Below are 21,591 nucleotides of genomic sequence, written 5' to 3'. Positions count from 1 at the left end.
TTCCTCATCCTGAGGAGCCGCGAAGCGGCGTCTCGAAGGACGAGGGAACCTTCATGCGCGGCCATCTGGAACTCCCCATCGCGCTTCGAGACGCGCCCTTCGGGCGCTCCTCAGCATGAGGGGGAGGATTATTGACCTTCACCCGATCGCCCTGGGATCGACGCCGTTGTTTTCGGCGACGGACGTCGAACGGAGGCTTCCATGCCCAGAACCAACTCACGGCAAGAGCAGCGGCGGCTCGCATCTGAAGCATTGACGCGCGCAAAGCTCGCGCGCGTCCTTCACGAAGCCCCTGCCCGCCGCAGCGCCCAGGGGCTTTCCTCATGTCAGGCGAGGCAGGCGCGCGCCAAAGCCTGAAAGGCGCGAGCCCGATGCGACAGCGCGCGCGAGCCGTCGCCCGGCAACGCATGCTTTTCGGCCGACATCATCTCGCCGAAGGTGCGATCCAATCCGTCCGGCAGGAAGATCGGATCATAGCCGAAACCCTTCTCGCCGCGTGGCGGAAACACCAGCACGCCATCGACGCGGCCCTCGAACTCTTCCACATGTCCGTCCGGCCAGACGATGGCGAGCGCGCAGATGAAATGCGCGGCGAAAGGCGCCGTCGCGCCGCGCTCATTCAGCTCGCGCTCGACACGGCGGATCGCGGAGGAAAAATCGCGATTATCGCCGCCCCAGCGCGCCGAATAGACACCCGGCGCGCCATCCAGCCCATCGACGCAGAGACCCGAGTCGTCGGCGAAAGCCGGCAGGCCGGTCGCCGCGCAGGAGGCGCGCGCTTTCAAAAGCGCATTGCCGGAGAAGGTCGTCTCCGTCTCCTCCGGCTCGGCGACGCCGAGTTCGCCGGCGGAGACAGCGTCGACGCCATGTGGCTCCAAGAGCTGGCGCAGCTCCCAGAGCTTGCCGGGATTATGCGTCGCGATGACGAGACGACCTTCGATTCTGCGCGTCACGCCAGCGCCGCCTTCTGCATTTGCACGAGCTTCTCGATGCCGCCACGCGCCAGCGTCAGCATGGAGCCGAGATTATCCTCGGAGAAAACGGCGACTTCCGCCGTCGCCTGCACCTCGACGAGCCCGCCCGAGCCGGTGATGACGAAATTGGCGTCGGTCTCGGCGGTCGAGTCCTCCGTGTAATCGAGGTCGATCACGGGAGCGCCATTGCACACGCCGCAGGAGATGGCGGCGACATGGTCGCGCAGCGGATTGTCCTTGATGATGGAGCGCGAGCGCATCCATTGGAAGCAATCATGCAGCGCCAGCCAGGCGCCGGTGATGGAGGCCGTGCGCGTGCCGCCGTCCGCCTGGATGACGTCGCAATCGACGACGATCTGACGCTCGCCCAGCGCCGGCAGATTGGTGACGGCGCGCAGCGAGCGGCCGATGAGACGCTGAATCTCCTGCGTGCGGCCGGACGGCTTGCCGGAGGTCGACTCGCGGCGCGTGCGCGTATGGGTGGCGCGCGGCAGCATGGCGTATTCGGCCGTCACCCAGCCCCGCCCCTGCCCGCGCAGCCACGGCGGCGGCTTGTCCTCGAGCGTCGCGGCGCAAAGGACATGCGTGTTGCCGAATTTGACGAGGCACGAGCCCTCGGCGTAGCGGGCGACGCCCCGTTCGAAACTGACGGGACGCATTTCGTCTGGCGCGCGTTTGCTCGGCCGCATGAAGGCTCCTTGCTAGAGAAGCGGCCTTAGTAACGCGGTTCGGCCGCCAGTGGAAGCCGGGCGGACGGGCAGCCCGCGCGCGCCGGCCCGCCGGTCAGGCTCTGCTGTATTTCTCGAAGAGACGATCGGCGTTGGACCAGCCGGCCGCCGCCATGACGACCTTGACGTAATCGGCCGCTTTCGCGCCGAAATCCATCTGATAGGCGTGCTCGAACATGTCGAGCACGAAGATCGGATCGCCGCCCGCCAGACATTGCGTATGATCGTTCGCCCAGCTGTTGACCAGCCGCCCGCCATGCTTGTCATAGGACAGAACCACCCAGCCGGAGCCGCCGCCGAGCGCCTTTCCCATGGCGACGAATTCGGCGCGCCAGCGGTCGAAGGAGCCGAAATCGCGGTCGAGCGCCGCGGCGAGCGCCGCCCCCGGCTTGCCGGAGGCGCCGAGCCCGGCGAAATAGACCTCGTGCAGGATCATAGAGTTGGCGGCGATCAGCTCTTCGCGCTTCAGCCCGTTGATCTGAAATCCGGGGGCTTTGTCGAAATCGACGCCAGAGAGCTGATCGAGGATCGCATTCAAACGCCTCACTGCGCCGATGTAATTATTTTCGTAATGCGAGACGAGGATCTTCTCCGACATTCCTTCGACGCGCTGGGGATCGAAGGCCATCGGCTTCGGCTGATGGACGACGGCGGCGCGCTTCACGACGGCGGCTTTCTCCTCGGCGCGCGCCGCGCCGGCGGCCAGTGCGGCCCCGGTCGTCGCCGCTGCGCCCAGAAATTGTCTGCGATGAAAATCCCGAGTCACGCTCAGCCTCCTCGAACCGACGATCTTTCATTCTCCGCGCGCCGGAGCGAATTTGCTCCGAATGACATTCAGCCGCTTCGCGAACGGAGGGGGAGATCGTCTCAAAGTGAATTATCGCATAATTGAGCGCAGGAACGACCGATTTCTCGCGGCCGCGCCGGATTACGAAAATCGCCTATGGAGGCCTGGGAGAAATGACGAAACGCCTGCCCGATGAGATCGCCGACGCCTTTTCCTTCCAAGCGAAGGCATGCCGCGATCTCGCCTCGCCCTTCACCGCCGCGCTCTGCGAGACGCTCGCCGCCGGGCTCGACGAGAGCAGCGCCTTCGGCCGCAGGATTTGCGCCTGGGGTCCGCGCGCCAAGGCCGATGCGCTGGCGCTGCGCGCTTGCGGCGCGCTGCATTTTCTGGCGCGATCAGGCAAGGCGCGCGCGCTCGCCGCCGTTTACCCGCCCCATGCGCTCGACGAAGCGCGGCTCGCGCGCGAGGTCGCATCCGCAATAGAGGCGCATGATGATTTTCTCGCGGGCTTTCTCGATCGTCCGCCGCAGACCAATGAATCGGGCCGCTCCAGCGTTATTCTAGGCGGCGCGCTGATCGTCGCCGCGGCGACGGGCCTGCCGCTGGAGACATTCGAGATCGGCGCCAGCGCCGGGCTCAATCTGCATTTCGATCGTTATGCCTATGATCTCGGCGTCGGCGCTTTCGGTGATCCTTCCGCGCGTCTTCGCCTCTCCTGCGACTGGCGCGGCGCGGCGCCTTCGCTCGATGCGCCGTTGCAGATCGTCGCGCGCGCCGGCTGCGATGTCGATCCGCTCGATCCCGGCGACGCCGCGCATCGCGCGCGGCTGCTCGCCTATGTCTGGCCGGATCAGAACGCACGTCTAACGCGCATGGAGACCGCGCTCGCTCTCGCCGCTCTGCATCGCGAGCGCGTCGAGCGCGCCGACGCCGGCGATTGGCTCGCCGCGCGACTCGCCGCTCCACCTCACCCCAATGTCACGCGCTTCGTCTATCACTCGGTCGTCTGGCAATATTTGCCGCTCGAGACCAAGCGCCGCGCCACCGCCGCTCTCGAAGCCGCAGGCGCCGCAGCGAGCCGCGAGACGCCGCTCGCGCGGCTACAAATGGAGGCCGACGGCGACACGCGCTCCGCCGCGCTCACGCTGACGCTCTGGCCGGACGGCGAGAGCTTTGCGCTCGGCCGCGCGGATTTTCATGGGCGCTGGATCGAGTGGAGCGGCGCCGTCCCGCATCCCGCCGCATAGCTTTCGCCCAGCTCGCATCCATCCGGCGCCGCAGCGCTTTTCATCGCTTGCGCGCCGACCCATGTGGTGGGAGCATCAACCTCGACGGAGCCGACAAGGTTTCCACTCGCCGGCGCCGGGAACGGGAGCAGGACATGAGTGAAACGAGAACGTCCGGCGCGGCGCGAGCCGAAGGCGCGCGACTGATCGCGCTTGTCGGCCCTTTTCAGAGCGGCAAGACCAGCCTTTTCGAGTGCCTGCTCGCGCGCTGCGGAGCCGTGCAGCGGCAAGGGCTGGTGCGCGACGGCTCCACCGTCGGCGACGCCTCTCCAGAAGCGCGCGCCCATGCGATGAGCGTCGAATGCAACATCGGCCGCGCCGACTATCTCGGCGATCGCTACACTTTCGTCGATTGTCCCGGCTCGGTCGAATTCACCCATGAGCAACGCCGCGTCCTCGCCGTGGCCGACGCCGCGATCGTCGTCGCCGAATCCGATCCGCGCAAGCTGCCCGCCTTGCAGCTCGTGCTGCGCGCGGTGGAGGAGGCGCGCGTTCCGCATTTTCTGTTCCTCAACAAGATCGACTCCGCCACAGGCAATCTGCGCGACTCGCTCGCCCTGCTGCAATCAGCCTCGCGCACACCGCTGCTGTTGCGGCAAATCCCGCTTTGGAACAATGGCATTGCGGTCGGCTTCATCGATCTCGCGCTGGAGCGCGCCTATGTCTATCGCGAGCACGCGCCCTCCGAGGTCGTCGCAATGCCCGACGGCGACGCCGTGCTGGAGAAGGAGGCGCGCTATTCCATGTTGGAGCGGCTCGCCGATTACGACGACGCGCTAATGGAGGAATTGCTCAGCGACATAGAGCCGCCGCGCGACCAGATTTTCGACGATCTCGCCAAGGAGCTGCGCTTCGGCCATGTCGCGCCCGTGTTCATCGGCGCGGCGGAGCGCGGCGCCGGCGTCACGCGGCTGCTGAAAGCGTTGCGCCACGAGGCGCCGAGCGTCGCCGCGACACGAGCCCGGCTCGGCGTCGCCGATTCAGGCCCCGCCCTCGCCCATGTGTTCCGCTCCATCCATACGCCGCATGGCGGCAAGCTGTCGCTGGCGCGCGTGCTGCGCGGCTCCTTCTCGGACGGACAGACAGTGATCGGCTCATCCGGCGCGGAGGAGAAGATCAGCGGCGTCTCCTCCATGCTCGGCGCCACGGCGACGCGGCAGGCCAAAGCGGAAGCGGGCGAGACCGTGGCTTTCGGCCGGCTCGACGGCGTCGCAGCGGGCGAGGCTCTGCAGGAAGCGCGCGCCGGCGCGCCGCCCGCCCCGGCGCCGCTGGCCGCGCCGCGCCCCGTCTATGCGCTGGCGCTGTCGGTCGGCGATCGCAAGGACGAGATGCGCCTCGCCGCCGCTCTGGCCAAGCTCATCGACGAGGATCCGTCGCTCGTCTTCCTGCATGATCAGGCGCTCGGCGAGATGAAGCTGCTCGGCCAGGGCGAGATGCATATTCGTGTCGCTTTGGAACGCCTCGCGACGCGCTATGGCGTGACCGTCTCCACGCACGGTCCCGCCATCGGCTATAAGGAGACGATCCGCCATCCGGTGAGCGTGCGCGGCCGCCACAAGAAGCAGTCCGGCGGCCATGGGCAATTCGGCGATGTGGTGCTGGAGGTGGCGCCGCGCGCACGTGGCGAAGGCTTCGCTTTCGCCGAGCGCGTCCATGGCGGCACTGTGCCAAAACAATACTTTTCCTCGGTCGAATCCGGCTGCCGGGACGCGCTGGCGCGCGGGCCGCTCGGCTTTCCGGTCGTCGATGTGGAGGCGGTGCTGGTCGACGGCTCGTATCATAGCGTCGATTCCTCCGACATGGCCTTCCGCACGGCGGCGCGCATCGGCATGATCGAGGCGCTGGGCAGAGCCGAGCCGGTTCTGCTCGAGCCCATGCTCTCCGTGGCGATATTCGCGCCGAGCGAGGCGGTCTCACGCGCGACAGGCATTGTCTCGGCGCGGCGTGGGCAAATATTGGGCTTTGGCCCGCGCCCGGGATGGGAAGGCTGGGACGAGCTCGACGCGCTCATTCCGGAGGCGGAGATCGGCGATCTCATCGTCGAGCTGCGCTCGGCCACCTCGGGCGCCGGATTTTTCGAGGCCGCCTTCGATCATCTGACCGAGGTGGTCGGGCGGCAAGCGCATGAGGTCGTGGCCGCGCGCAGCGCTGCGAGCCATTGAGAATGGCGCAGCTTCGGCTCGTTTCGGGACGGGTCCTCTGTGGCGCGGTTCTTGATCGGCACAGGTGACGACGAAACATTGTCTCATTTTGACAATGTTCGCATTTGGTCCCATCCGATTGGCGGATCGAAGGCGAGCGGGCGCGCCCTGCAAACCGGAGATAGCGGCGGTCCATACTGGAATGAATAAATGCAGGCTGAGACCGCGACGGAATTCGTGACTCTTCGGTCGCGGAGCGAGCGGCTGTCGCGCCCTTCGGGAATAGAGGGCGCAGGAGATTTGCCGTGGGGCACGCATTTCTGCCAGTTCTTCGATGATGTCGACGATCTCCTCGACATTGTCGCGCCCTATTTCGCGGCCGGTCTCGCGGCCAATGAGCGCTGCATCTGGGTCGCCTCGCCGCCGCTGACTGTCGCCGCCGCCAAGACGCGCCTGGCGACGCTGGTTCCCGATCTCGAGGCCGATCTCACGCTGGGGCGCATCGACATCCTCTCCCCGGAAGAATGGTATCTTCGCGCCGGCCAGCTGGACGAGAACCGGCTGCTGGACGATTGGCGCTCGGCCCATGACTCGGCGCTGCGCGCCGGTTTCGACGGATTGCGCGCCAGCGGCAACGCCTTCGAGGTGGACGCCACGGACTGGTCGATCTTCATGACCTATGAGAACGGGCTCGCCGCCTTGCACGGCTCCGTGCGCATGCTGACGCTCTGCTCCTATTCGCTGCGGCTGATCGGCGCGCCGGAGATCGTCGAGGTGATCGCCCGGCACGAATTCGCGCTGATCCGCCGCGGCGGCCGCTGGAAGACGATCAAGAGCCTCGACTATGAGCGCGCGCGCAAGGCGCTGCGGCAGAGCGAAGAGCATTTCCGCCTGCTGGCCGAGGGCGCGCCGGCTTCGGCGATCTTCTCGCTGGACCGGCAAGAGCGCATCGTCGCCTGGAGCGAGGCGGCCGAACGCATTACCGGCTGGAGCCGCGATGAAATTTTGGGGCGCCGCCTGTCGATCCTTCATTCATCCGACACGCAGGAGGAGCTCGGCGCTCTCGTGGCGCGCAGCGTCGTCAAGCGCCAGGAGCCGCGCCGGCGCCGGGACGGCTCGATCTTTCCCGCCGAGGAGCTGATCGCCCCGCTGCGCGACGACTCCGACAATCTCTATGGCTATGCGGTGATGCTCAGCGATCTCAGCGAGAGATCGCGCGCCGAGCAGGAACGCCGCGCGAGCGAGGCGCGTCTGCGCGCGATCGTCGAAGGCGCGGTCGACGCGATCGTCATCATCGACGGCGAGGGCGTCATTCACGCCGTGAATTCCGCGGCGACGCGGCTCTTTGGCCATGAGGCGGCGGAGGCGATCGGACGCCCGGTCGATATTCTATTTCCGGAGCCGTTCCACGACCCTCGTTTCGCGACGCTGGGCGCCGACGGGGCCGCGCCCGCCGAGGCGGAGCCCGAGCGCATCGGCCGCCGCAAGGATGGCTCGCTGTTTCCGCTGGAGCTCTCCGTCAGCGAGGCGGCGCATGACGGCGAGCGGCTGCTCGTGCTGTTCCTGCGCGATCTCACCGACCGCCGCCGGGCGGAGGCGCAGATGCGCAAGCTGCGCGCCGACCGGCTCGATCTGATGGCGCAAATGGCGGCGAATGTCGCCCATGAGATCAATCAGCCGCTCTCGGCGATCTCCACCTATCTCAGCGCCGCACGCCGCGTGCTGCGACGCGCCGAGACCGCGACCGCCGATCTCGAGCCGATTCTCGACAGCGCCGTCGCCCAAGTGACGCGCGCGGCGCAGATCATCAGCCATTTGCGCGGCTTCGTGACGCGCGCCGAGCCGGACAAGACGCTGCAGAGGCTGCACGACATCATCCGCGACGCCTGCGCCTTCACCGATATGGCGCGCAACCATGTCAAGGTCGTCACCACGCTCGATCTCGCGGCGGAGGATGACGCGGTGATCGTCGATCGCGTGCAGATTCGGCAGGTGCTGGTCAATCTGAAGCGCAATGCGCTGGAGGCCATGCAGGGCTCCGAGAAGCGCGAGCTCGTCATCTCGACCCGAATCGACGAGAGCGGCATGATCCGCGTCGATATCGTGGACACGGGCGCGGGCCTCGCCGATGAAGTGGCGGATGAGCTGTTCGAGCCCTTCACCTCGACGAAGAAGCACGCGCTCGGCGTCGGCCTCGCGGTCTCGCGCGCGATCGTGGAGGCGCATTACGGGAAGCTGTGGGCGGAGCAGAACCCCGGCGGCGGCGCGCGTCTGAGCTTCACTCTGCCGCTAGTCGATGATCGGCTGGAGGAGCCGGCGGACGAGTGATCGGCGCTAGAGTGATTCCGGTTCAGATTGAACCGGGAGCGAATTCTGATCGATCGAACGATACCGTTCGATCGGAACGCGCTCTAGGGCGGCGATCCGCGGCTCTCACAGACGGAAAACGCCCCGAGCCCCTCATCCTCGCCTTCTCCCCGCGCGGGGAGAAGGAAGAAGACGAATATGGCGCGAAGCGATCTCGAGGCGCGCCCGAGCGCTCCCGTCAGGCCAGATACTGGCCGCCATTGATGGTCAGCGTCGAGCCGGTGATGAAGCCGGCGTCGTCCGAAGCGAGGAACACCACGGCGCGCGCGATCTCCTCCGGCTCGCCGAGGCGGCCGACGGCGATATAGGGGATGATGTGCTTGTCGAGCACGTCCTGCGGCACGGCCTTCACCATCTCCGTGGCGATATAGCCGGGCGCGATGGCGTTGACGGTGATGCCCTTGGAGGCGCTCTCCTGCGCCAGCGCCTTGACGAAGCCGATGTCGCCGGCCTTGGAGGCGGAATAGTTCGTCTGACCGGCCTGGCCCTTCTGGCCATTGATCGACGAGATGACGATGATGCGGCCGAAGCCACGGTCACGCATGCCGTTGATGACAGGGCGGGTGACGTTGAACAGCGAGTTGAGGTTGGTGTCGATCACCGCGCGCCATTGCGCCAGCTCCATCTTGTGGAACAGACGGTCCTTGGTGATGCCGGCGTTGTTCACGAGCACATCGACCCCGCCCAGATCCTTCTCGATCTGCGCAATGGCGGCGGCGCTGGCGTCATAGTCCGACACGTCGAACTTATAGACCGGAATGCCGGTCTCCGCCTTGAACTTGTTCGCCGCCTCGTCATTGCCGGCGTAGGTCGCGGCGACATTATAGCCCGCAGCCTTCAACGCCTTGGAAATCGCTTCGCCGATGCCGCGCGTGCCGCCCGTCACAACCGCTGTTCTGCCCACCTCGTCCTCCTTCATCGAATTTTCAAAGAATTGGACCGCGAGCCTCTCAGGCGCGCGGTCCTTTTATATTTAGCGCTCGATCGTCAGGGCGACGCCCATGCCGCCGCCGATGCAGAGCGTGGCGAGGCCGCGCTTGCCGCCGCGGCGTCCGAGCTCATAGAGCAGCGTCGTCAGAATGCGCGCGCCCGAGGCGCCGATCGGATGGCCGATGGCGATGGCGCCGCCGTTGACGTTGACGATCGCCGGATCCCAGCCGAGATCCTTGTTCACGGCCAGAGCCTGCGCGGCGAAAGCCTCATTGGCCTCGATGAGATCGAGGTCGGAGATCTTCCAGCCGGCCTTCTCCAGCGCCTTGCGCGAGGCCGGGATCGGGCCGGAGCCCATGAGCGACGGATCGACGCCGGCGGTCGCCCAGGAGGCGATGCGGGCGAGCGGCGTGAGGCCGCGCTTGGCCGCTTCCGCCGCCGTCATGATGACGAGCGCCGCCGCGCCGTCATTGAGGCCGGAAGCGTTGGCCGCCGTCACCGTGCCGTCCTTGGTGAAGGCCGGCTTCAGCTTGGCGACGCCCTCGAGCGTCACGCCATGCTTGATGTATTCGTCCTGATCGACGATCACATCGCCCTTGCGGGAGGAGACGGTGAAGGGGACGATCTCGTCCTTGAACTTGCCGGCCTTCTGCGCCGCCTCGGCCTTGTTCTGCGAGGCGACGGCGAAAGCGTCCTGCTCGGCGCGGCTGATCTGCCACTTGGCCGCGACATTCTCCGCCGTGATGCCCATGTGGTAATTGTTGAAGGCGTCGGTGAGGCCGTCGACGATCATCGTGTCGACGAACTTCACATCGCCCATCTTGGTGCCGGCGCGCATGTGAGCGGAATGCTGCGACAGCGACATGGACTCCTGGCCGCCGGCGACGATGATGCTCGCGTCGCCCGCCTGAATCTGCTGAGCGGCGAGCGCCACGGCGCGCAGGCCCGAGCCGCACACCTGATTAATGCCGAAAGCGGTCTTGTCCTGCGGCACGCCCGCCTTGATGGCGGCCTGACGCGCGGGGTTCTGTCCCTGCGCCGCGCCGAGGACCTGACCCAGGATCACCTCGTCGACGTCGGCGGCCTCCAATTTGGCGCGCTCGATAGCGGCCTTGACAGCGACCGCGCCCAATTCATGGGCGGGCGTTGAACCGAAAGCTCCGTTGAACGATCCCACAGCAGTGCGCGCCGCGGAAACGATCACGATCTCCGTCGTCATATCGTTCTCCTGATTGGTCGGGCTGGCGCCGGCGGACGCCGCTCGCGCACGTTGAGCATTTTGAGTCGCGGCTCGTCAAGCGCCGGACGCGGGCATCGTTGACGCGGCGCGTCAATTCTTCGGGCGGCGGAGGCCGAATTCGGCGGCGAGCCGCTCCAATTCACCCGTCTCGATCTCTGCGAGGCCGGGCTCGAGCAGCGCCCGCAAGCCGAGACCACGCAGCCGATCGACGAAGCCGACCGCCGCAGGATCATCCGCCTCTCGCCCGAAATAGGCGGCGACGCGGCGCGTCAACCCCTGCGCATGGGCGGCGAGGACGGGTCGCAGCTCTTCCTCCTCGCTCGCGCCCAGAACGATGGCGAGAAAGAAGCGCATCCGCCCGCGTCCGAGCATGAGATTGCGCAGCGTGTCGAACAGCTCGTCGGCCTCCTCGGCGGCGCCCGCGCGCTCGGCGCGATCATGCGAGGCCTGCAGCAGAGCGACGAAGAGATCGGCCTTACGCGGGAAATAATAAGTGAGATGCGACTGCCGCACGCCCGCGGCCTTGGCGACGCGCGGCTGGGTCAGCGCCTCGACGCCGTCCTTTTCGACGATATCGAGCGCGGCGTTCAATATCCGCTGTCTGACGCTGATTTCCGCCGTCACTGCCGATCTTTCCGAGCCCGATGCCGGCTCCCTACCAAAAACCTGCTCGTCTGGGCAATGCGGCGGCGCGCCCTCGCCATCCCTTTCGCATGGGGCCGAGCTTTCGTCGTGGGACGCTTGCCAAACTTGGCTTGGTAACTTACCAATAATTTTCGACGATCGAAATGGGGGGCGAGATGAGTTTTTTTCGGAGAGCCGGATGCGGCGCGGCGCTTTTTTCTCTCCTCCTCGGCGCGAACGTCGCCGTCGCGGCGGCCGGCGATGACGAAGCAGCCGTAAAACATCTCCTCATGCAGACCTTCGACCGTCCCGACTCGCCGCTCGCCGTCGAGCCGATCGTCATCGACGGCGACATCGCCATCGCCGATTGGGCGCAGGGCGAGCAAGGCGGCCGCGCGCTGCTGCGCCGCAAGGACGGCAAATGGGAGATTTCGCTCTGCGCCGGCGACGCGCTGAAGCAGAGCGCCTCGCTCGAAAAGCTCGGCCTCGCGCGGCCCCGCGCCGAGGCGCTGGCCGCTTCGCTGGCGACGGCGGAGCGCCGGCTCTCCCCCGCCCTGCTCGAGCGCATGTCGCGATTCGACGGCGTGGTCGCCGTGGACGCCGCCGGCGGCCATACGCCGCTCGACCCGCATCATCGCCCGATTCCATGACGTCGCTCAGCCGACGCGCGCTGCTCGCCGGAACGAGCCTTCTCGCCGCAGCGCCCGCTCTCGCCGGCGCCGCGACGCAATTCGGCGTTCTCTCTATAGAGCAGAGCGGCGCCGGCGAGCCACTTGTGCTGATCCCAGGCCTCGCCTGCGGCGCCTGGGCGCTGGAGGAGATCGCCCGCCGGCTTTCCCCGCGCTTTTCGATTCACGCTCTGACGCTGCCGGGCTTCGACGGCCGCCCGCCGATCGAGGCGCCGATGATCCCGCGCATTTGCGCCGATATCGCCGCCTATGTGGCCGAGCGCCGTCTGAAGCGGCCGCTCCTCGTCGGCCATAGCCTCGGCGCCTTCATCGCGCTGAAGACCGCGGCGGCGCATCCCGATCTGTTCGGCGGAGTTGTCACTCTGGACGGCTACCCAGTCTTCCCCGCCCTCGCCGGCGCGACGGCCGAGGAGCGCGCAGGCACAGCGCAGCGCCTCGCCGCGCAATTTGCCGTCGGCGCCGGCGATCCTGCCCGCTTTCGAGAGACGCTGCGCGGCTTTCTCGCCGCGCGCATGAACGATTCGCGGCAGGCCGAGCGTTTCGCGGAGCGCGCCGCTCGTAGCGATCCCGCCGCGACCGCCGCTTATGTCATCGAGATGCTGTCGGCCGATCTGCGGCCGGAACTCACGCGGCTCGACGCGCCTCTGCTCGCTCTGGCGGCGACCGATTCCTACCTCGCCGGCCGCAGCGAAGAAGAGATATCGGCCTTTTACGCCAATCTTCTCGCCAAGGCGCCGAAAGCCTCGGTCCTGCTCTTGCGCGAGGCCCGCCATTTCGTCGCCGTCGATCGTCCGGATGTCGTCGCCGCAGCGATCGATTCCTTCGCCGCCGGCCTGCGCCTCGGACGCGCCTGACTGTGTCCTCGAGGTCACAACCCTCAGAAATCTCCGTAGCGGGCGGCCGCTTCGGCTTGCCTCACGACTATTGGTCAGTTACCAAGAAAACGAAAGCGGAACCGAGCGACGGTTCGCGCGGCGCGAGAGGCGAATGAACCAGGCGAAGCGGATGATCGAAGCAGGCCGAGGAGCGGCGCGCCGCTCGCACGCGCTCGCGACGATCCTCGCCGTTCTTCCGCTGCTGCTGCAATTGCTGTTCGCCGCGGCGCCTTTCGCCCACGCGACGAATGCGCGGGCGGAAATCGCGCTCGCCGCGCCCGATTGCGCGACGCAGGACCATCGCCAGGCGCCCGCCGGCGAAGGCGCGCATTCGCATTGCTGCCTGCTCTGCGAATGGAGCCTGCGCGACGGCGTCGCCGTCATCGGCTCCTTCATCGTCACGGCTCTGGGCGCCGACGCGCATGCGACGCCGATCCGCGCGACCGCAGATCGCCCAAGACCTGCGCCGATCGGCTGGACGACATCCTGGTCGTCACGGGCGCCGCCGCTTTTCTCCTGACAGCAACGCCATGCGGCGAAAGCCGCGTTCCGACTTGGCTTCGAACGGCGCGACGCCGTCTCAGGAGAAACTCTATGTATCGCAGCCTTCTTTCGCGCGGCGTCGCCGCCGGCGCGCTTCTTCTCGCGGCTCCCGCAGCCTTTGCGCAATCGGCGCTGCCGCCGATCGACATCGGCTCCGATGCGCGCTCCGCCAATGCGGCGCCGCAGACGGGCTCGCTCACCGCTCCCTCGGTCGCGGAGCAAAAGCGCCGCATCGAGCAGACTGTCGGCTCGGTCGCTTTCGTCGACGCCGCCTCGCCGGAAATGCAGACGCGCCATATCGCCGATCTGCGCGACGCGCTGAAGGACGTTCCCGGCGTCTTCGTCGATACGCGCTACGGGCAAGAGCTGCGCCTCTCCATGCGCGGCTCGAACCTCACGCGCGATTATCATCTGCGCGGCTTCGAGCTGCTGCAGGACGGCATACCGATGAACTATGCCGACGGCGGCGGCGATTTCTACGAGATCGACCCCAAATATTTCCGCTCGATCGAGGTCTATAAGGGCGGCAACGCGCTCTCCTTCGGCTCCTCGACATTGGGCGGCGCGATCAATTTCGTCTCCCCCACCGCGCGCACGGCGCTCGCGCCCAATATGCTCGCGATCGACGGCGGCAGCTTCGGCTCCATTCGCGGACAGGCGCAGGTGTCGCGCGTCATCGGCGACTTCGATTTCCTCGTCAACGGAACCTTCTCGCATTCGGACGGGTTCCGCACCCATTCGCAATCCGACTATGTGCAGATCAACGGCAATCTCGGCTATCGCTTCTCCAATAATATCGAGACGCGCTTCTATTTCGGCGTCTATGACACAAATCAGCAATTGCCCGGCACGCTGACGCTGAACAATGCGCGCAGCAATCCGACGCTCGCGACGCTGCCCTATATCGCCGGCTTCGGCGCGGATGGTTTCGGCGCCGATCAGGCGCGCAATGTCCGCAACCAGCGCATCTCCAACAAGACGACATTCGAGACCGACATAGGCCGCATCGACGTCGACAGCTGGTTCATCCACAATTACCTCTATCATCCGATCTTCGTCGTGATCGAGCAGGAGGGCGAGAGCTGGGGCTTCGCTCCGAAGCTCACGACGAAATTCGAGATCGCCGGCCACAAAAACGAGCTGACCGTCGGCGGGCGCGTCTGGGGCGGCGGCTCCACCGACAATTGGTATTCCAATTACAATGGCGCGAAGTTCAATCCCTATGGCGCGATACCGGCGAATTTCGCCAATGCGGCCTATTCCTTCCCGCCCTATTCCTTCAACGGCCTCGCGCAATTCGGCGCCGCGGGCTCCTGCTTCGGCTTTTGCGGAACCTTCATCAATCCGGGGCTGAGCGCGCAGATCCGCAACAATCGCATGGCGGCGCTCAATCTCGAGGCCTATTTCGAGGATCGCTTCTATATCGCGCCGCAGCTCGCTCTGATGTTCGGCGCAAAAATCTTCAGCGACGATCGGCGCTATTCCGTGATCGGCGGCATTCCCTATGAGCCGCTCGCCAATCACACGGAAAAGAATTATCGCGGCGTCGTTCCCAAGGTCGGGCTGATGTTCCAGCCGACGCCGGAGATTCAATTCTTCGCCGATATGACCGGCAGCCGCGACGTTCCCGATTTCATCGATCTGACGCAGGGCTTCTTTCCGCCGACGCCCGGCGCCTCCTTCACGCCGCTCGCATCGCAAAAGGCCTGGACGGGCGAGATCGGCTCGCGCGGCAAATGGGATCGCTTCTCCTGGGACGTGACTTTCTACCACACTGAGCTGCAGGACGAGCTGCTGAAGTTCAGCGCCAATCCCGGCGCGGGCGTGCCGGCGACGACCTTCAACGCCAAGCGCACCATGCATCAGGGCGTCGAGCTCGCCGCCAGCGTCGATCTGTGGCGTAACATCACCGCGCCCGATGATGTGCTGAAGCTGAGCCAAGTCTGGACATGGAGCGACTTCCGTTTCGTTGGCGACGCCAATTACGGAAACAATCCGCTGGCCGGCGTTCCGCGCCATGTGCTGCGCACGACGCTCGCCTACAGCCGGCCCGACGGGCTCTATGTCGCGCCCTCGATCGATTGGGTTCCGGAAGGTTCTTACGTCGATTACATGCACACGCTGCAGACGCCCGGCTATGTGCTGCTCGGCGTTCAGGCGGGCATGAAGCTGCCCTATGGGCTCACCTTCTATATCGATGCGCGCAATCTCGCCGATCGCCACTACATCAGCGATGTGACGACGATCATCGACGCGCGTGCGTCGAACCCGGCCGCCTTTTATCCGGGCTATGGCCGCGCGGTCTACGCCGGGATGAAATGGGCGTTTTGAACGTCATTGCCGCGAAGCGATCCCGCGGGATCGCTTCGCGCATCCCTCTAATCGGCGCGAGCGCAACCGAGCGCATGCGACACGATCGGCGCCTCACTCCATTGCGCAGAAAGCTGTTCGATGGCGGAGGAAATCGTTGTCTTCACATCTTCGGTCACGCGCCACGACTCATTCACATCATCGAAATACGACAAAGCTTTCAAGGTAATCATCGCGGGAACAGCCGGACCGAACAAGGATTTGACGGCGGCGAGGCCATGCGCGAGGCTCTGACCTATCGCCAGCATAGCGGCAATGTCCTGATAGTCTTTTCCCTCTGCGCGATCGTGAATCACTTTCAGCTTATGGGCGAGCAGATCGTCGAGGGAAGCGACGCATAGGACGTCGTCGGCGGTCTTTTCGGGCTCGCCCACACGGCCGTTCGACATCCCGCCGAAGAAAGACAGTTTCACCGGCTCGTCGTCCCGTGAAACGCTCACGGTCAATGTATTCCTCTCGTTTTGCAGCACGGAAACCCTGCCGAGTTTCTGCAGCACTGCGAGAAGCGCGCCCTTGGCGTCATCGTCGAGCGGAACGTCGGAGAAAAAATCGAAATCGACCGACGTGCGATGCCCGAGACGAAGCGCGATCGCGGTGCCGCCGTAGAGCGCATAATGGCGTGGTATCCGTGCGAGCAGTGGCCAGAGACCACGTTGCGGCGCGGGCAGCGCGTCGAGCAGAGGCGTCAGCATTGGCGCTCCATCACGCGAATCTCTTGCGCGCTTTCGGCGGCGCGCCCGGCCGGCCCAATCGATAATGCCAGAACGCCAGCGATCGGCTGGAGATCGCGCCCGGCGGCGGCGATTCGAGCACATCGACGAACAGCTCTGGCCCGATCAGCTCGAGCAGCTCATTGGCGTCCTCCCAGACGCCGAGCTCCATCACATTCACGACGAGGCCTCGCAAGCCGCTCGAGACGACGATCTCCGGCGGCGTGCCCCAAACATATTTCGCCGCCAGACGAAGCGTCGCATCGACTCGCTCTGTCGCGCCCATTTTCGAAAATCCTTTCGGCGTCGCAGAAAAGCTAGCATCAGGACTGCGCGATGTCAGCATCGGCGGCGCCGCTGCTCGATGACAGACCGAGCGTCACGCCCTAGATTTGCGACAGGCTCACCTCGGATCACGCCCCATGCCGCAGCAACGCTCCTGGCCGTTCTTCCCTTCGCTGCCGCAGGCCATGCTGCGCTACGACGTCGCAGCTGGGCTGACGCTGGCCGCCATCGCCATACCCGAGCAAATGGCGACGGCGCGGCTCGCGGGCTTTCCGCCGCAGATCGGCTTTTTCGCTTTTCTCGCCGGCTCGCTCGCCTTCGCGGCTTTCGGCTCCAACCGCTTCCTCTCCTCCGGCGCGGATTCGACGATCGCGCCGATCTTCGCCGGCGCTCTGGCGCTGCTGGCGACGCGCGGCTCGCCGCAATTCATGGCGCTCGCCTCCTTCCTCGCTCTGCTGGTCGGCGGCATTCTCATTCTCGGCTTTCTGCTGCGCGCCGGCTGGATCGCCGATCTCCTCTCCGTTCCGGTAACGACGGGCTTTCTCGCCGGCATCTCGATTCACATTTTGATCTCGCAGCTTCCCGCGCTGCTGGGCCTGCCGAGCGTCGAGGGCAGCGAATTCTATCGCGTCGCCGAAATGGCGAAGCATTGGCGTGAGGCGAATCCCGCGGCCATCGCCATCGGTCTCGGCTCGCTCGCGACCATTATCATCGGCGAGAAGATCAGCCCCAAGCTGCCGGCCGCGCTGATCGCTCTGGCGGGCGCCGCTTTCGCGGTGCGCTATTTTCATCTCGAGGAGCGCGGCGTCGCTGTGCTCGGCAAGGTCTCGACGGAATTTCCGCATCCGCGCTTTCCCGAGATCGCACCCGCAGATATTCCGCAAATCGTCGGTCTCGCCATCATCATCGCCATGGTGATCATGGTGCAGACGGCGGCGACCTCGCGCTCATTTCCAAATGAGGAAGGCCGCGCGCCGGATGTCGATCGCGACTATCTCGGCGTCGGCGCCGGCTGTGTAATGGCAGGCCTCGTCGGCGCTTTCGCCGTCGACGCCTCGCCGCCGCGCACGGCGATCGTTACGGCGACGGGCGGGCGCTCGCAGCTCTCGTCGATCGTCGCGGCGCTGGTCATCTCGGCTCTGCTGCTGTTCGGCGCCTCGCTACTCGAGCATGTGCCCAACGCCGCGCTCGCCGGCGTATTGATGTTCATCGCGGCGCGCATTTTCCGGCTGCATGTGATGCGCGACATTTTTGCGAAGACGCGCGGCGAATTCGCGCTCGTCGCGCTGACCATGGCGGCCGTCGTCGCGCTGCCGGTGCAGAATGGCGTGTCGCTCTCCATTCTCGCCTCGCTGCTGCATGGCGTCTGGACGACGACGCGCTCGCGCCTCATCACTTTCGCGCGCCTGCCGGGAAGCTCGGTGTGGTGGCCTTGCGCATCCAGCGGAGCTGAGCCTTATGGCGAGCGCCTCGAGGGCGTGCTGGTCACGGCCTTTCAGGCGCCGCTGTCTTTTCTCAACGCCTATGGTTTCCAGAGCGATTTGCGCGAGGCGATAGAGGAAAAGCCGAAGCTCGTCGTGCTGGAGGCGAGCAATATCGTCGAGATCGATTATACGGCGGCGCGCATATTGCGGCAGGCGATCGAGGATTGCCGCGCGGCGGGCGCGGATTTCGCCATAGCGCGACTCGAATCGGTGCGCGCGCATGAGGCGCTGACGCGCTTCGGCGTGATGAAAACGCTCGGCGAAGGGCGCTTGTTTCGCAGCGTCGACGAGGCGACGCGGACGCTCGCGCCCGACGCCGTCGCCTCGAAGATCACGGCTCCCACTCTCGTCGCGCGCAAGAGCCGCGCCTTCAGGCCGCCTTCTGCTTCGGCGTGATGAGCTTGCGGTTCACCAGCACTTCCGCGATCTGCACCGCATTCAGCGCCGCGCCCTTGCGCAGATTGTCCGAGACACACCACAGAACGAGGCCGTTCTCGACGGTCGGATCGTCGCGAATGCGCGAGATATAGGTCGCGTCTTCCCCCGCCGCCTCGTGCGGCGTGATGTAGCCGCCGGGCTCGTGCTTATCGATGACGAGCACGCCAGGCGCCTCGCGCAGAATGTCGCGCGCCTCGTCCGGCGACAGCGGATTCTCGAACTCGATATTGATCGCCTCGCTATGGCCGATGAACACCGGCACGCGCACGCAAGTGGCGACGAGCTTGATCTTTGGGTCCAAAATCTTCTTCGTCTCCACCACCATCTTCCACTCTTCCTTGGTGAAGCCGTCCTCCATGAAGACGTCGATCTGCGGAATGAGGTTGAAGGCGATGCGCTTGGGGAATTTCTTCGATTCCATCGGATCGGAGACGAAGACGGAGCGCGTCTGCGAGAACAGCTCGTCCATGCCCTCCTTGCCCGCGCCCGAGACGGATTGATAGGTCGAGACGACGACGCGCTTGATCTTGGCAGCGTCGTGCAGCGGCTTCAGCGCGACGACGAGCTGCGCCGTGGAGCAATTGGGATTGGCGATGATGTGCTTTTTCGTGAAGCCAGCCGCGGCGTCGGCGTTGACCTCCGGCACCACCAGCGGCACATCCGGGTCCATGCGCCAGGCGGAGCTATTGTCGATGACGACGCAGCCCTTGGCGCCGATGCGCGGCGCCCATTCGCGCGCGACGTCTCCGCCCGCCGACATGAGGCAGATGTCGGTGTCGGAGAAATCATAAGTGTCGAGATGGCGGCATTTGAGAATCTTGTCGCCGAACGACACTTCCGTCCCAATGGACCGGGACGAAGCCAGCGCGACCACTTCCGAGACCGGAAAGCGGCGCTCCGCCAGAATGTCGAGCATCTCGCGGCCCACATTGCCCGTGGCGCCCGCGACGGCGACCTTGTAACCCATGGATGCGCACTCCTTTTGCCCGCTTATGGCGACGGGCGCGCCTTTTGTCGAGGGTATGGACGAGAATAGCGAAGCGACCCCGTAGGCCGTCTGGGCCACGGAGCGGCTTCGCATCGATCTCACAGCATGGCCACGGCGATCACGCCGAGGCCGACGGGCTCAGAAGGGCATACCGACCGACATATTGCCATTATTGCCCATGCTCACCGGCGCCTTGCCGAAACGCGAGCCTTCGTCCTCTTTGTCTTTTTTCTTGGGCGGGGATTTGCCCGGCGACCAGCCCTCGAGCTCGCCGAATTGGCGGTTCTCGACCTTGGCCGGCGGCTTGCCGGGCGCGGCTGGCTGACCAGCCGTCGTCTGCTGCTGCTGTTTGTTTTTCTTCGGCTTCGCCTTGACGGCCCCGGCGGCGGACGTGTCCAGCCGGCTGGGGTCGAGCGCATCCTCCGCTCCCGCGGACAGCGGCAACGCGGACGAAAAGGCGAAAATAGCGGCGACCAAAAGAAGTGGGCGCGATCGCATGGCGGCTACTCCTCGAGCATCGGGCTCCAAAATGCTCCCAGGCCGGAAAAAAGACAAGTTCCGGCGATCCCGTGGCGAAGATTGCGCACAGAAGCAGGCGCCATTACGGCGCCTGCTCCGCTTCCCACGACTTTCGTCATTCGCCGGTCGTCTGCGCGATCGCCAGATTTTTCAGCTCGGCGATCGCCGTCCCCGGCAGCAGGCTCTTCGGACAGGCGTTGGAGCAGTTCAGAATCGTGTGGCAGCGATAGAGGCGGAAAGCGTCATCGACATAGGCGACGCGCTCGGCTGTCGACTCGTCGCGGCTGTCCACCACCCAGCGATAGGCCTGCAGCAGCGCCGCCGGGCCGAGAAAGCGATCGGAATTCCACCAATAGCTGGGGCAGGAGGTGGAGCAGCAGGCGCAGAGGATGCACTCATAGAGCCCGTCCAGCTTGCGGCGATCGTCCGGCGCCTGCAGCCATTCCTTCTCCGGCTCCGGCGTCACCGTCTGCAGCCAGGGCTCGATAGCGGCGTGCTGGGCGTAGAAATCGCTGAGATCGGGCACGAGATCCTTCACCACCGGCATATGCGGCAGCGGATAGAGCTTTATCGTCCCCTCGATCTCATCCATGCCCTTGGTGCAGGCGAGCGTGTTGAGCCCATCGATATTCATCGCGCAGGAGCCGCAAATGCCCTCGCGGCAGGAGCGGCGGAAGGTCAGCGTCGGATCGATCTTGTTCTTGATCCAGATGATCGCGTCCAGAACCATCGGCCCGCAATCGTCGAGATCGACGTAATAGGTGTCCACGCGCGGGTTCGACGCCTCGTCCGGGTCGAAGCGATAGATGCGGAACTCCCTCACCCGGCTCGCGCCCTCGGGTTTCGGCCAGACCTTGCCCTCGACGGGGCGGGAGGATTTGGGAAGGACGAATTCGACCATTGTCTTCAGCTCGCATTCTCGCCGCCGGCCATTCGCGGTTTCCAATCCGCGAGGAGGACGATACGGCTCTTGTGCCCGTTTGCGGCGGCCTTTTCCAGAAATTTGCGGTCGTCGGTCACCAATCTCGCATCGTTCATAGTGGCGCAGGCGAGATACACGCAATCAGGAAAGGGATGACCGAGATTTAGGGCCAAATCAAAAGCGGCGCGCCAACTTGCGCGGGACGGCACGAGCAGAGAAAAGCAGCGCGGAAGGTCTTCCAATGCTTCGAACGCCTGCTCTCTCGTAACTGTTCCTTCCGTGACTTTTCGCCGAAGCGTGTTCGCGACCTCGGTGAGAATCAAATCCGGCGCAGCGAGCAGCTCATTGTCCGCCGCTAAAATCTCGCGCGCCTGCGCGTGCTGAGTTTCGACGACATACCATTTTACCGCCACGCTCGCGTCGATGATCACCACTGGTCGCGCGCCTCCCGGATGATAGTGGTGCTGTCGCTCTGGGCTACGCCTTTCGGAGTCATGGCGGCGATACGATCGATCGCCGCGAGGCGCGCCGCGCGATCCGAGACCGCCGTCTCGAGAATTGCCGCAGCCTCCTCTTCGACGGTGCGATGATGGAGCACGGCGAGCTCCTCGATACGGGCGATCGTTTCAGCCCTGATGGTTTGGATGGTGATCGCGCTCATGCAGCTCTTCCTCGACCAAGCCCTACCCCG

At 65.5% G+C, this 21,591-nt stretch carries 21 protein-coding genes; 8 read left to right on the top strand and 13 right to left on the bottom strand.

The genetic code is table 11. The features are described 5' to 3' along the window. Positions 1 to 326: 326 nt before the first annotated feature. The 3 genes from rdgB to A1351_RS00910 all read right to left on the bottom strand — a co-directional run bounded on the left by rdgB (position 327) and on the right by A1351_RS00910 (position 2,468). Positions 327 to 953, bottom strand: coding sequence for an RdgB/HAM1 family non-canonical purine NTP pyrophosphatase (rdgB, locus tag A1351_RS00920; protein WP_024880581.1), 627 nt, complete (start codon positions 951 to 953; stop codon positions 327 to 329). Further along, on the bottom strand, positions 950 to 1,663 hold the full coding sequence (gene rph / locus A1351_RS00915; protein WP_024880582.1) for a ribonuclease PH: 714 nt from the start codon (positions 1,661 to 1,663) through the stop codon (positions 950 to 952). Before rph ends, rdgB begins: the two co-directional genes overlap by 4 nt. Before the next feature lie 94 nt (positions 1,664 to 1,757). Continuing rightward, entirely contained in the window at positions 1,758 to 2,468 is a 711-nt protein-coding gene (locus tag A1351_RS00910) for a superoxide dismutase (RefSeq protein ID WP_083966992.1), read from the bottom strand. A gap of 194 nt (positions 2,469 to 2,662) precedes the next feature. Between A1351_RS00910 and A1351_RS00905 the strand changes: the two genes are divergently transcribed. The 3 genes from A1351_RS00905 (at position 2,663) to A1351_RS00895 (ending at position 8,244) form a co-directional block, all read left to right on the top strand. Continuing rightward, positions 2,663 to 3,736 (top strand): DUF2332 domain-containing protein, encoded by a 1,074-nt coding sequence (locus A1351_RS00905; RefSeq protein WP_064031925.1) that lies wholly within the window; start codon positions 2,663 to 2,665, stop codon positions 3,734 to 3,736. Positions 3,737 to 3,870: 134 nt separating this feature from the next. Continuing rightward, positions 3,871 to 5,937: an elongation factor G gene (locus tag A1351_RS00900; RefSeq protein WP_064031914.1), complete on the top strand. Its 2,067-nt coding sequence runs from the start codon at positions 3,871 to 3,873 to the stop codon at positions 5,935 to 5,937. A 189-nt stretch (positions 5,938 to 6,126) separates the two neighbouring features. After that, the gene (locus A1351_RS00895) at positions 6,127 to 8,244 is read left to right on the top strand and encodes a PAS domain S-box protein (protein ID WP_245291546.1); all 2,118 of its coding nucleotides are present in this window, start codon (positions 6,127 to 6,129) and stop codon (positions 8,242 to 8,244) included. A gap of 217 nt (positions 8,245 to 8,461) precedes the next feature. Here the strand turns inward: A1351_RS00895 and phbB are convergent, their stop codons facing one another. From phbB to A1351_RS00880, 3 genes are all read right to left on the bottom strand, one after another. Next, complete coding sequence (gene phbB / locus A1351_RS00890; protein WP_026599038.1) at positions 8,462 to 9,187, bottom strand: acetoacetyl-CoA reductase; 726 nt, start codon at positions 9,185 to 9,187, stop codon at positions 8,462 to 8,464. A 69-nt stretch (positions 9,188 to 9,256) separates the two neighbouring features. After that, positions 9,257 to 10,432 carry an acetyl-CoA C-acetyltransferase gene (locus A1351_RS00885; protein ID WP_024880588.1) on the bottom strand — a complete coding sequence of 392 codons (1,176 nt, stop codon included), beginning with the start codon at positions 10,430 to 10,432 and terminating at the stop codon, positions 9,257 to 9,259. Between the two features lie 111 nt (positions 10,433 to 10,543). Continuing rightward, on the bottom strand, positions 10,544 to 11,077 hold the full coding sequence (locus tag A1351_RS00880; RefSeq protein ID WP_064031913.1) for a TetR/AcrR family transcriptional regulator: 534 nt from the start codon (positions 11,075 to 11,077) through the stop codon (positions 10,544 to 10,546). A 176-nt stretch (positions 11,078 to 11,253) separates the two neighbouring features. Between A1351_RS00880 and A1351_RS00875 the strand changes: the two genes are divergently transcribed. The 4 genes from A1351_RS00875 to A1351_RS00860 all read left to right on the top strand — a co-directional run bounded on the left by A1351_RS00875 (position 11,254) and on the right by A1351_RS00860 (position 15,515). Continuing rightward, entirely contained in the window at positions 11,254 to 11,727 is a 474-nt protein-coding gene (locus A1351_RS00875) for a copper uptake system-associated protein (RefSeq protein ID WP_064031912.1), read from the top strand. Next, positions 11,724 to 12,620, top strand: coding sequence for an alpha/beta fold hydrolase (locus A1351_RS00870; RefSeq protein ID WP_064031911.1), 897 nt, complete (start codon positions 11,724 to 11,726; stop codon positions 12,618 to 12,620). Before A1351_RS00875 ends, A1351_RS00870 begins: the two co-directional genes overlap by 4 nt. Positions 12,621 to 12,753: 133 nt before the next feature. Further along, positions 12,754 to 13,161: a hypothetical protein gene (locus A1351_RS00865; RefSeq protein ID WP_024880592.1), complete on the top strand. Its 408-nt coding sequence runs from the start codon at positions 12,754 to 12,756 to the stop codon at positions 13,159 to 13,161. A gap of 74 nt (positions 13,162 to 13,235) precedes the next feature. Continuing rightward, positions 13,236 to 15,515, top strand: a complete 2,280-nt coding sequence (locus A1351_RS00860; RefSeq protein WP_064031910.1) for a TonB-dependent receptor domain-containing protein — start codon at positions 13,236 to 13,238, stop codon at positions 15,513 to 15,515. Positions 15,516 to 15,562: 47 nt separating this feature from the next. Here the strand turns inward: A1351_RS00860 and A1351_RS00855 are convergent, their stop codons facing one another. Beyond that, the gene (locus A1351_RS00855; protein ID WP_024880594.1) at positions 15,563 to 16,246 is read right to left on the bottom strand and encodes a nucleotidyl transferase AbiEii/AbiGii toxin family protein; all 684 of its coding nucleotides are present in this window, start codon (positions 16,244 to 16,246) and stop codon (positions 15,563 to 15,565) included. A gap of 10 nt (positions 16,247 to 16,256) precedes the next feature. Beyond that, positions 16,257 to 16,550, bottom strand: coding sequence for a hypothetical protein (locus A1351_RS00850; RefSeq protein WP_024880595.1), 294 nt, complete (start codon positions 16,548 to 16,550; stop codon positions 16,257 to 16,259). 136 nt (positions 16,551 to 16,686) lie between these two features. On the opposite strand from A1351_RS00850, the gene A1351_RS00845 reads away from it, so the two are divergent. Continuing rightward, entirely contained in the window at positions 16,687 to 18,429 is a 1,743-nt protein-coding gene (locus tag A1351_RS00845) for a SulP family inorganic anion transporter (RefSeq protein ID WP_024880596.1), read from the top strand. On the opposite strand, the gene A1351_RS00840 is transcribed toward A1351_RS00845, so the two are convergent. The 5 genes from A1351_RS00840 to A1351_RS00820 form a co-directional block, all read right to left on the bottom strand. Then, complete coding sequence (locus A1351_RS00840) at positions 18,404 to 19,438, bottom strand: aspartate-semialdehyde dehydrogenase (protein WP_024880597.1); 1,035 nt, start codon at positions 19,436 to 19,438, stop codon at positions 18,404 to 18,406. The two genes, A1351_RS00845 and A1351_RS00840, sit on opposite strands and share 26 nt — an antisense overlap. A 159-nt stretch (positions 19,439 to 19,597) precedes the next feature. Further along, a complete protein-coding gene (locus A1351_RS00835; protein ID WP_024880598.1) occupies positions 19,598 to 19,957 on the bottom strand; it encodes a hypothetical protein in 360 nt (119 codons plus the stop codon). A gap of 136 nt (positions 19,958 to 20,093) precedes the next feature. Then, a complete protein-coding gene (locus tag A1351_RS00830; protein WP_024880599.1) occupies positions 20,094 to 20,879 on the bottom strand; it encodes a succinate dehydrogenase iron-sulfur subunit in 786 nt (261 codons plus the stop codon). A gap of 5 nt (positions 20,880 to 20,884) precedes the next feature. Next, positions 20,885 to 21,331, bottom strand: a complete 447-nt coding sequence (locus tag A1351_RS00825) for a type II toxin-antitoxin system VapC family toxin (RefSeq protein ID WP_198022772.1) — start codon at positions 21,329 to 21,331, stop codon at positions 20,885 to 20,887. Then, a complete protein-coding gene (locus A1351_RS00820) occupies positions 21,328 to 21,561 on the bottom strand; it encodes a hypothetical protein (RefSeq protein WP_024880601.1) in 234 nt (77 codons plus the stop codon). Before A1351_RS00820 ends, A1351_RS00825 begins: the two co-directional genes overlap by 4 nt. Positions 21,562 to 21,591: the final 30 nt, after the last annotated feature.

The organism is Methylosinus sp. R-45379, from assembly GCF_001644125.1.
GTDB lineage: Bacteria > Pseudomonadota > Alphaproteobacteria > Rhizobiales > Beijerinckiaceae > Methylosinus.
The sequence above is the reverse complement of the archived record's forward strand: the minus strand, read 5'-3'. Positions and strand labels throughout refer to the sequence as shown.

Excerpts from the sequence above, each read along its gene's own strand:
- A1351_RS00830 (WP_024880599.1), bottom strand. The coding sequence starts at position 20,879 with ATGGTCGAATTCGTCCTTCCCAAATCCTCCCGCCCCGTCGAGGGCAAG.
- rph (WP_024880582.1), bottom strand. The coding sequence starts at position 1,663 with ATGCGGCCGAGCAAACGCGCGCCAGACGAAATGCGTCCCGTCAGTTTC.
- A1351_RS00865 (WP_024880592.1), top strand. The coding sequence starts at position 12,754 with ATGAACCAGGCGAAGCGGATGATCGAAGCAGGCCGAGGAGCGGCGCGC.
- A1351_RS00895 (WP_245291546.1), top strand. The coding sequence starts at position 6,127 with ATGCAGGCTGAGACCGCGACGGAATTCGTGACTCTTCGGTCGCGGAGC.
- A1351_RS00850 (WP_024880595.1), bottom strand. The coding sequence starts at position 16,550 with ATGGGCGCGACAGAGCGAGTCGATGCGACGCTTCGTCTGGCGGCGAAA.
- A1351_RS00855 (WP_024880594.1), bottom strand. The coding sequence starts at position 16,246 with ATGCTGACGCCTCTGCTCGACGCGCTGCCCGCGCCGCAACGTGGTCTC.
- A1351_RS00870 (WP_064031911.1), top strand. The coding sequence starts at position 11,724 with ATGACGTCGCTCAGCCGACGCGCGCTGCTCGCCGGAACGAGCCTTCTC.
- A1351_RS00860 (WP_064031910.1), top strand. The coding sequence starts at position 13,236 with ATGTATCGCAGCCTTCTTTCGCGCGGCGTCGCCGCCGGCGCGCTTCTT.
- A1351_RS00835 (WP_024880598.1), bottom strand. The coding sequence starts at position 19,957 with ATGCGATCGCGCCCACTTCTTTTGGTCGCCGCTATTTTCGCCTTTTCG.
- A1351_RS00885 (WP_024880588.1), bottom strand. The coding sequence starts at position 10,432 with ATGACGACGGAGATCGTGATCGTTTCCGCGGCGCGCACTGCTGTGGGA.
- A1351_RS00845 (WP_024880596.1), top strand. The coding sequence starts at position 16,687 with ATGCCGCAGCAACGCTCCTGGCCGTTCTTCCCTTCGCTGCCGCAGGCC.
- A1351_RS00900 (WP_064031914.1), top strand. The coding sequence starts at position 3,871 with ATGAGTGAAACGAGAACGTCCGGCGCGGCGCGAGCCGAAGGCGCGCGA.
- A1351_RS00905 (WP_064031925.1), top strand. The coding sequence starts at position 2,663 with ATGACGAAACGCCTGCCCGATGAGATCGCCGACGCCTTTTCCTTCCAA.
- A1351_RS00820 (WP_024880601.1), bottom strand. The coding sequence starts at position 21,561 with ATGAGCGCGATCACCATCCAAACCATCAGGGCTGAAACGATCGCCCGT.
- A1351_RS00840 (WP_024880597.1), bottom strand. The coding sequence starts at position 19,438 with ATGGGTTACAAGGTCGCCGTCGCGGGCGCCACGGGCAATGTGGGCCGC.
- A1351_RS00875 (WP_064031912.1), top strand. The coding sequence starts at position 11,254 with ATGAGTTTTTTTCGGAGAGCCGGATGCGGCGCGGCGCTTTTTTCTCTC.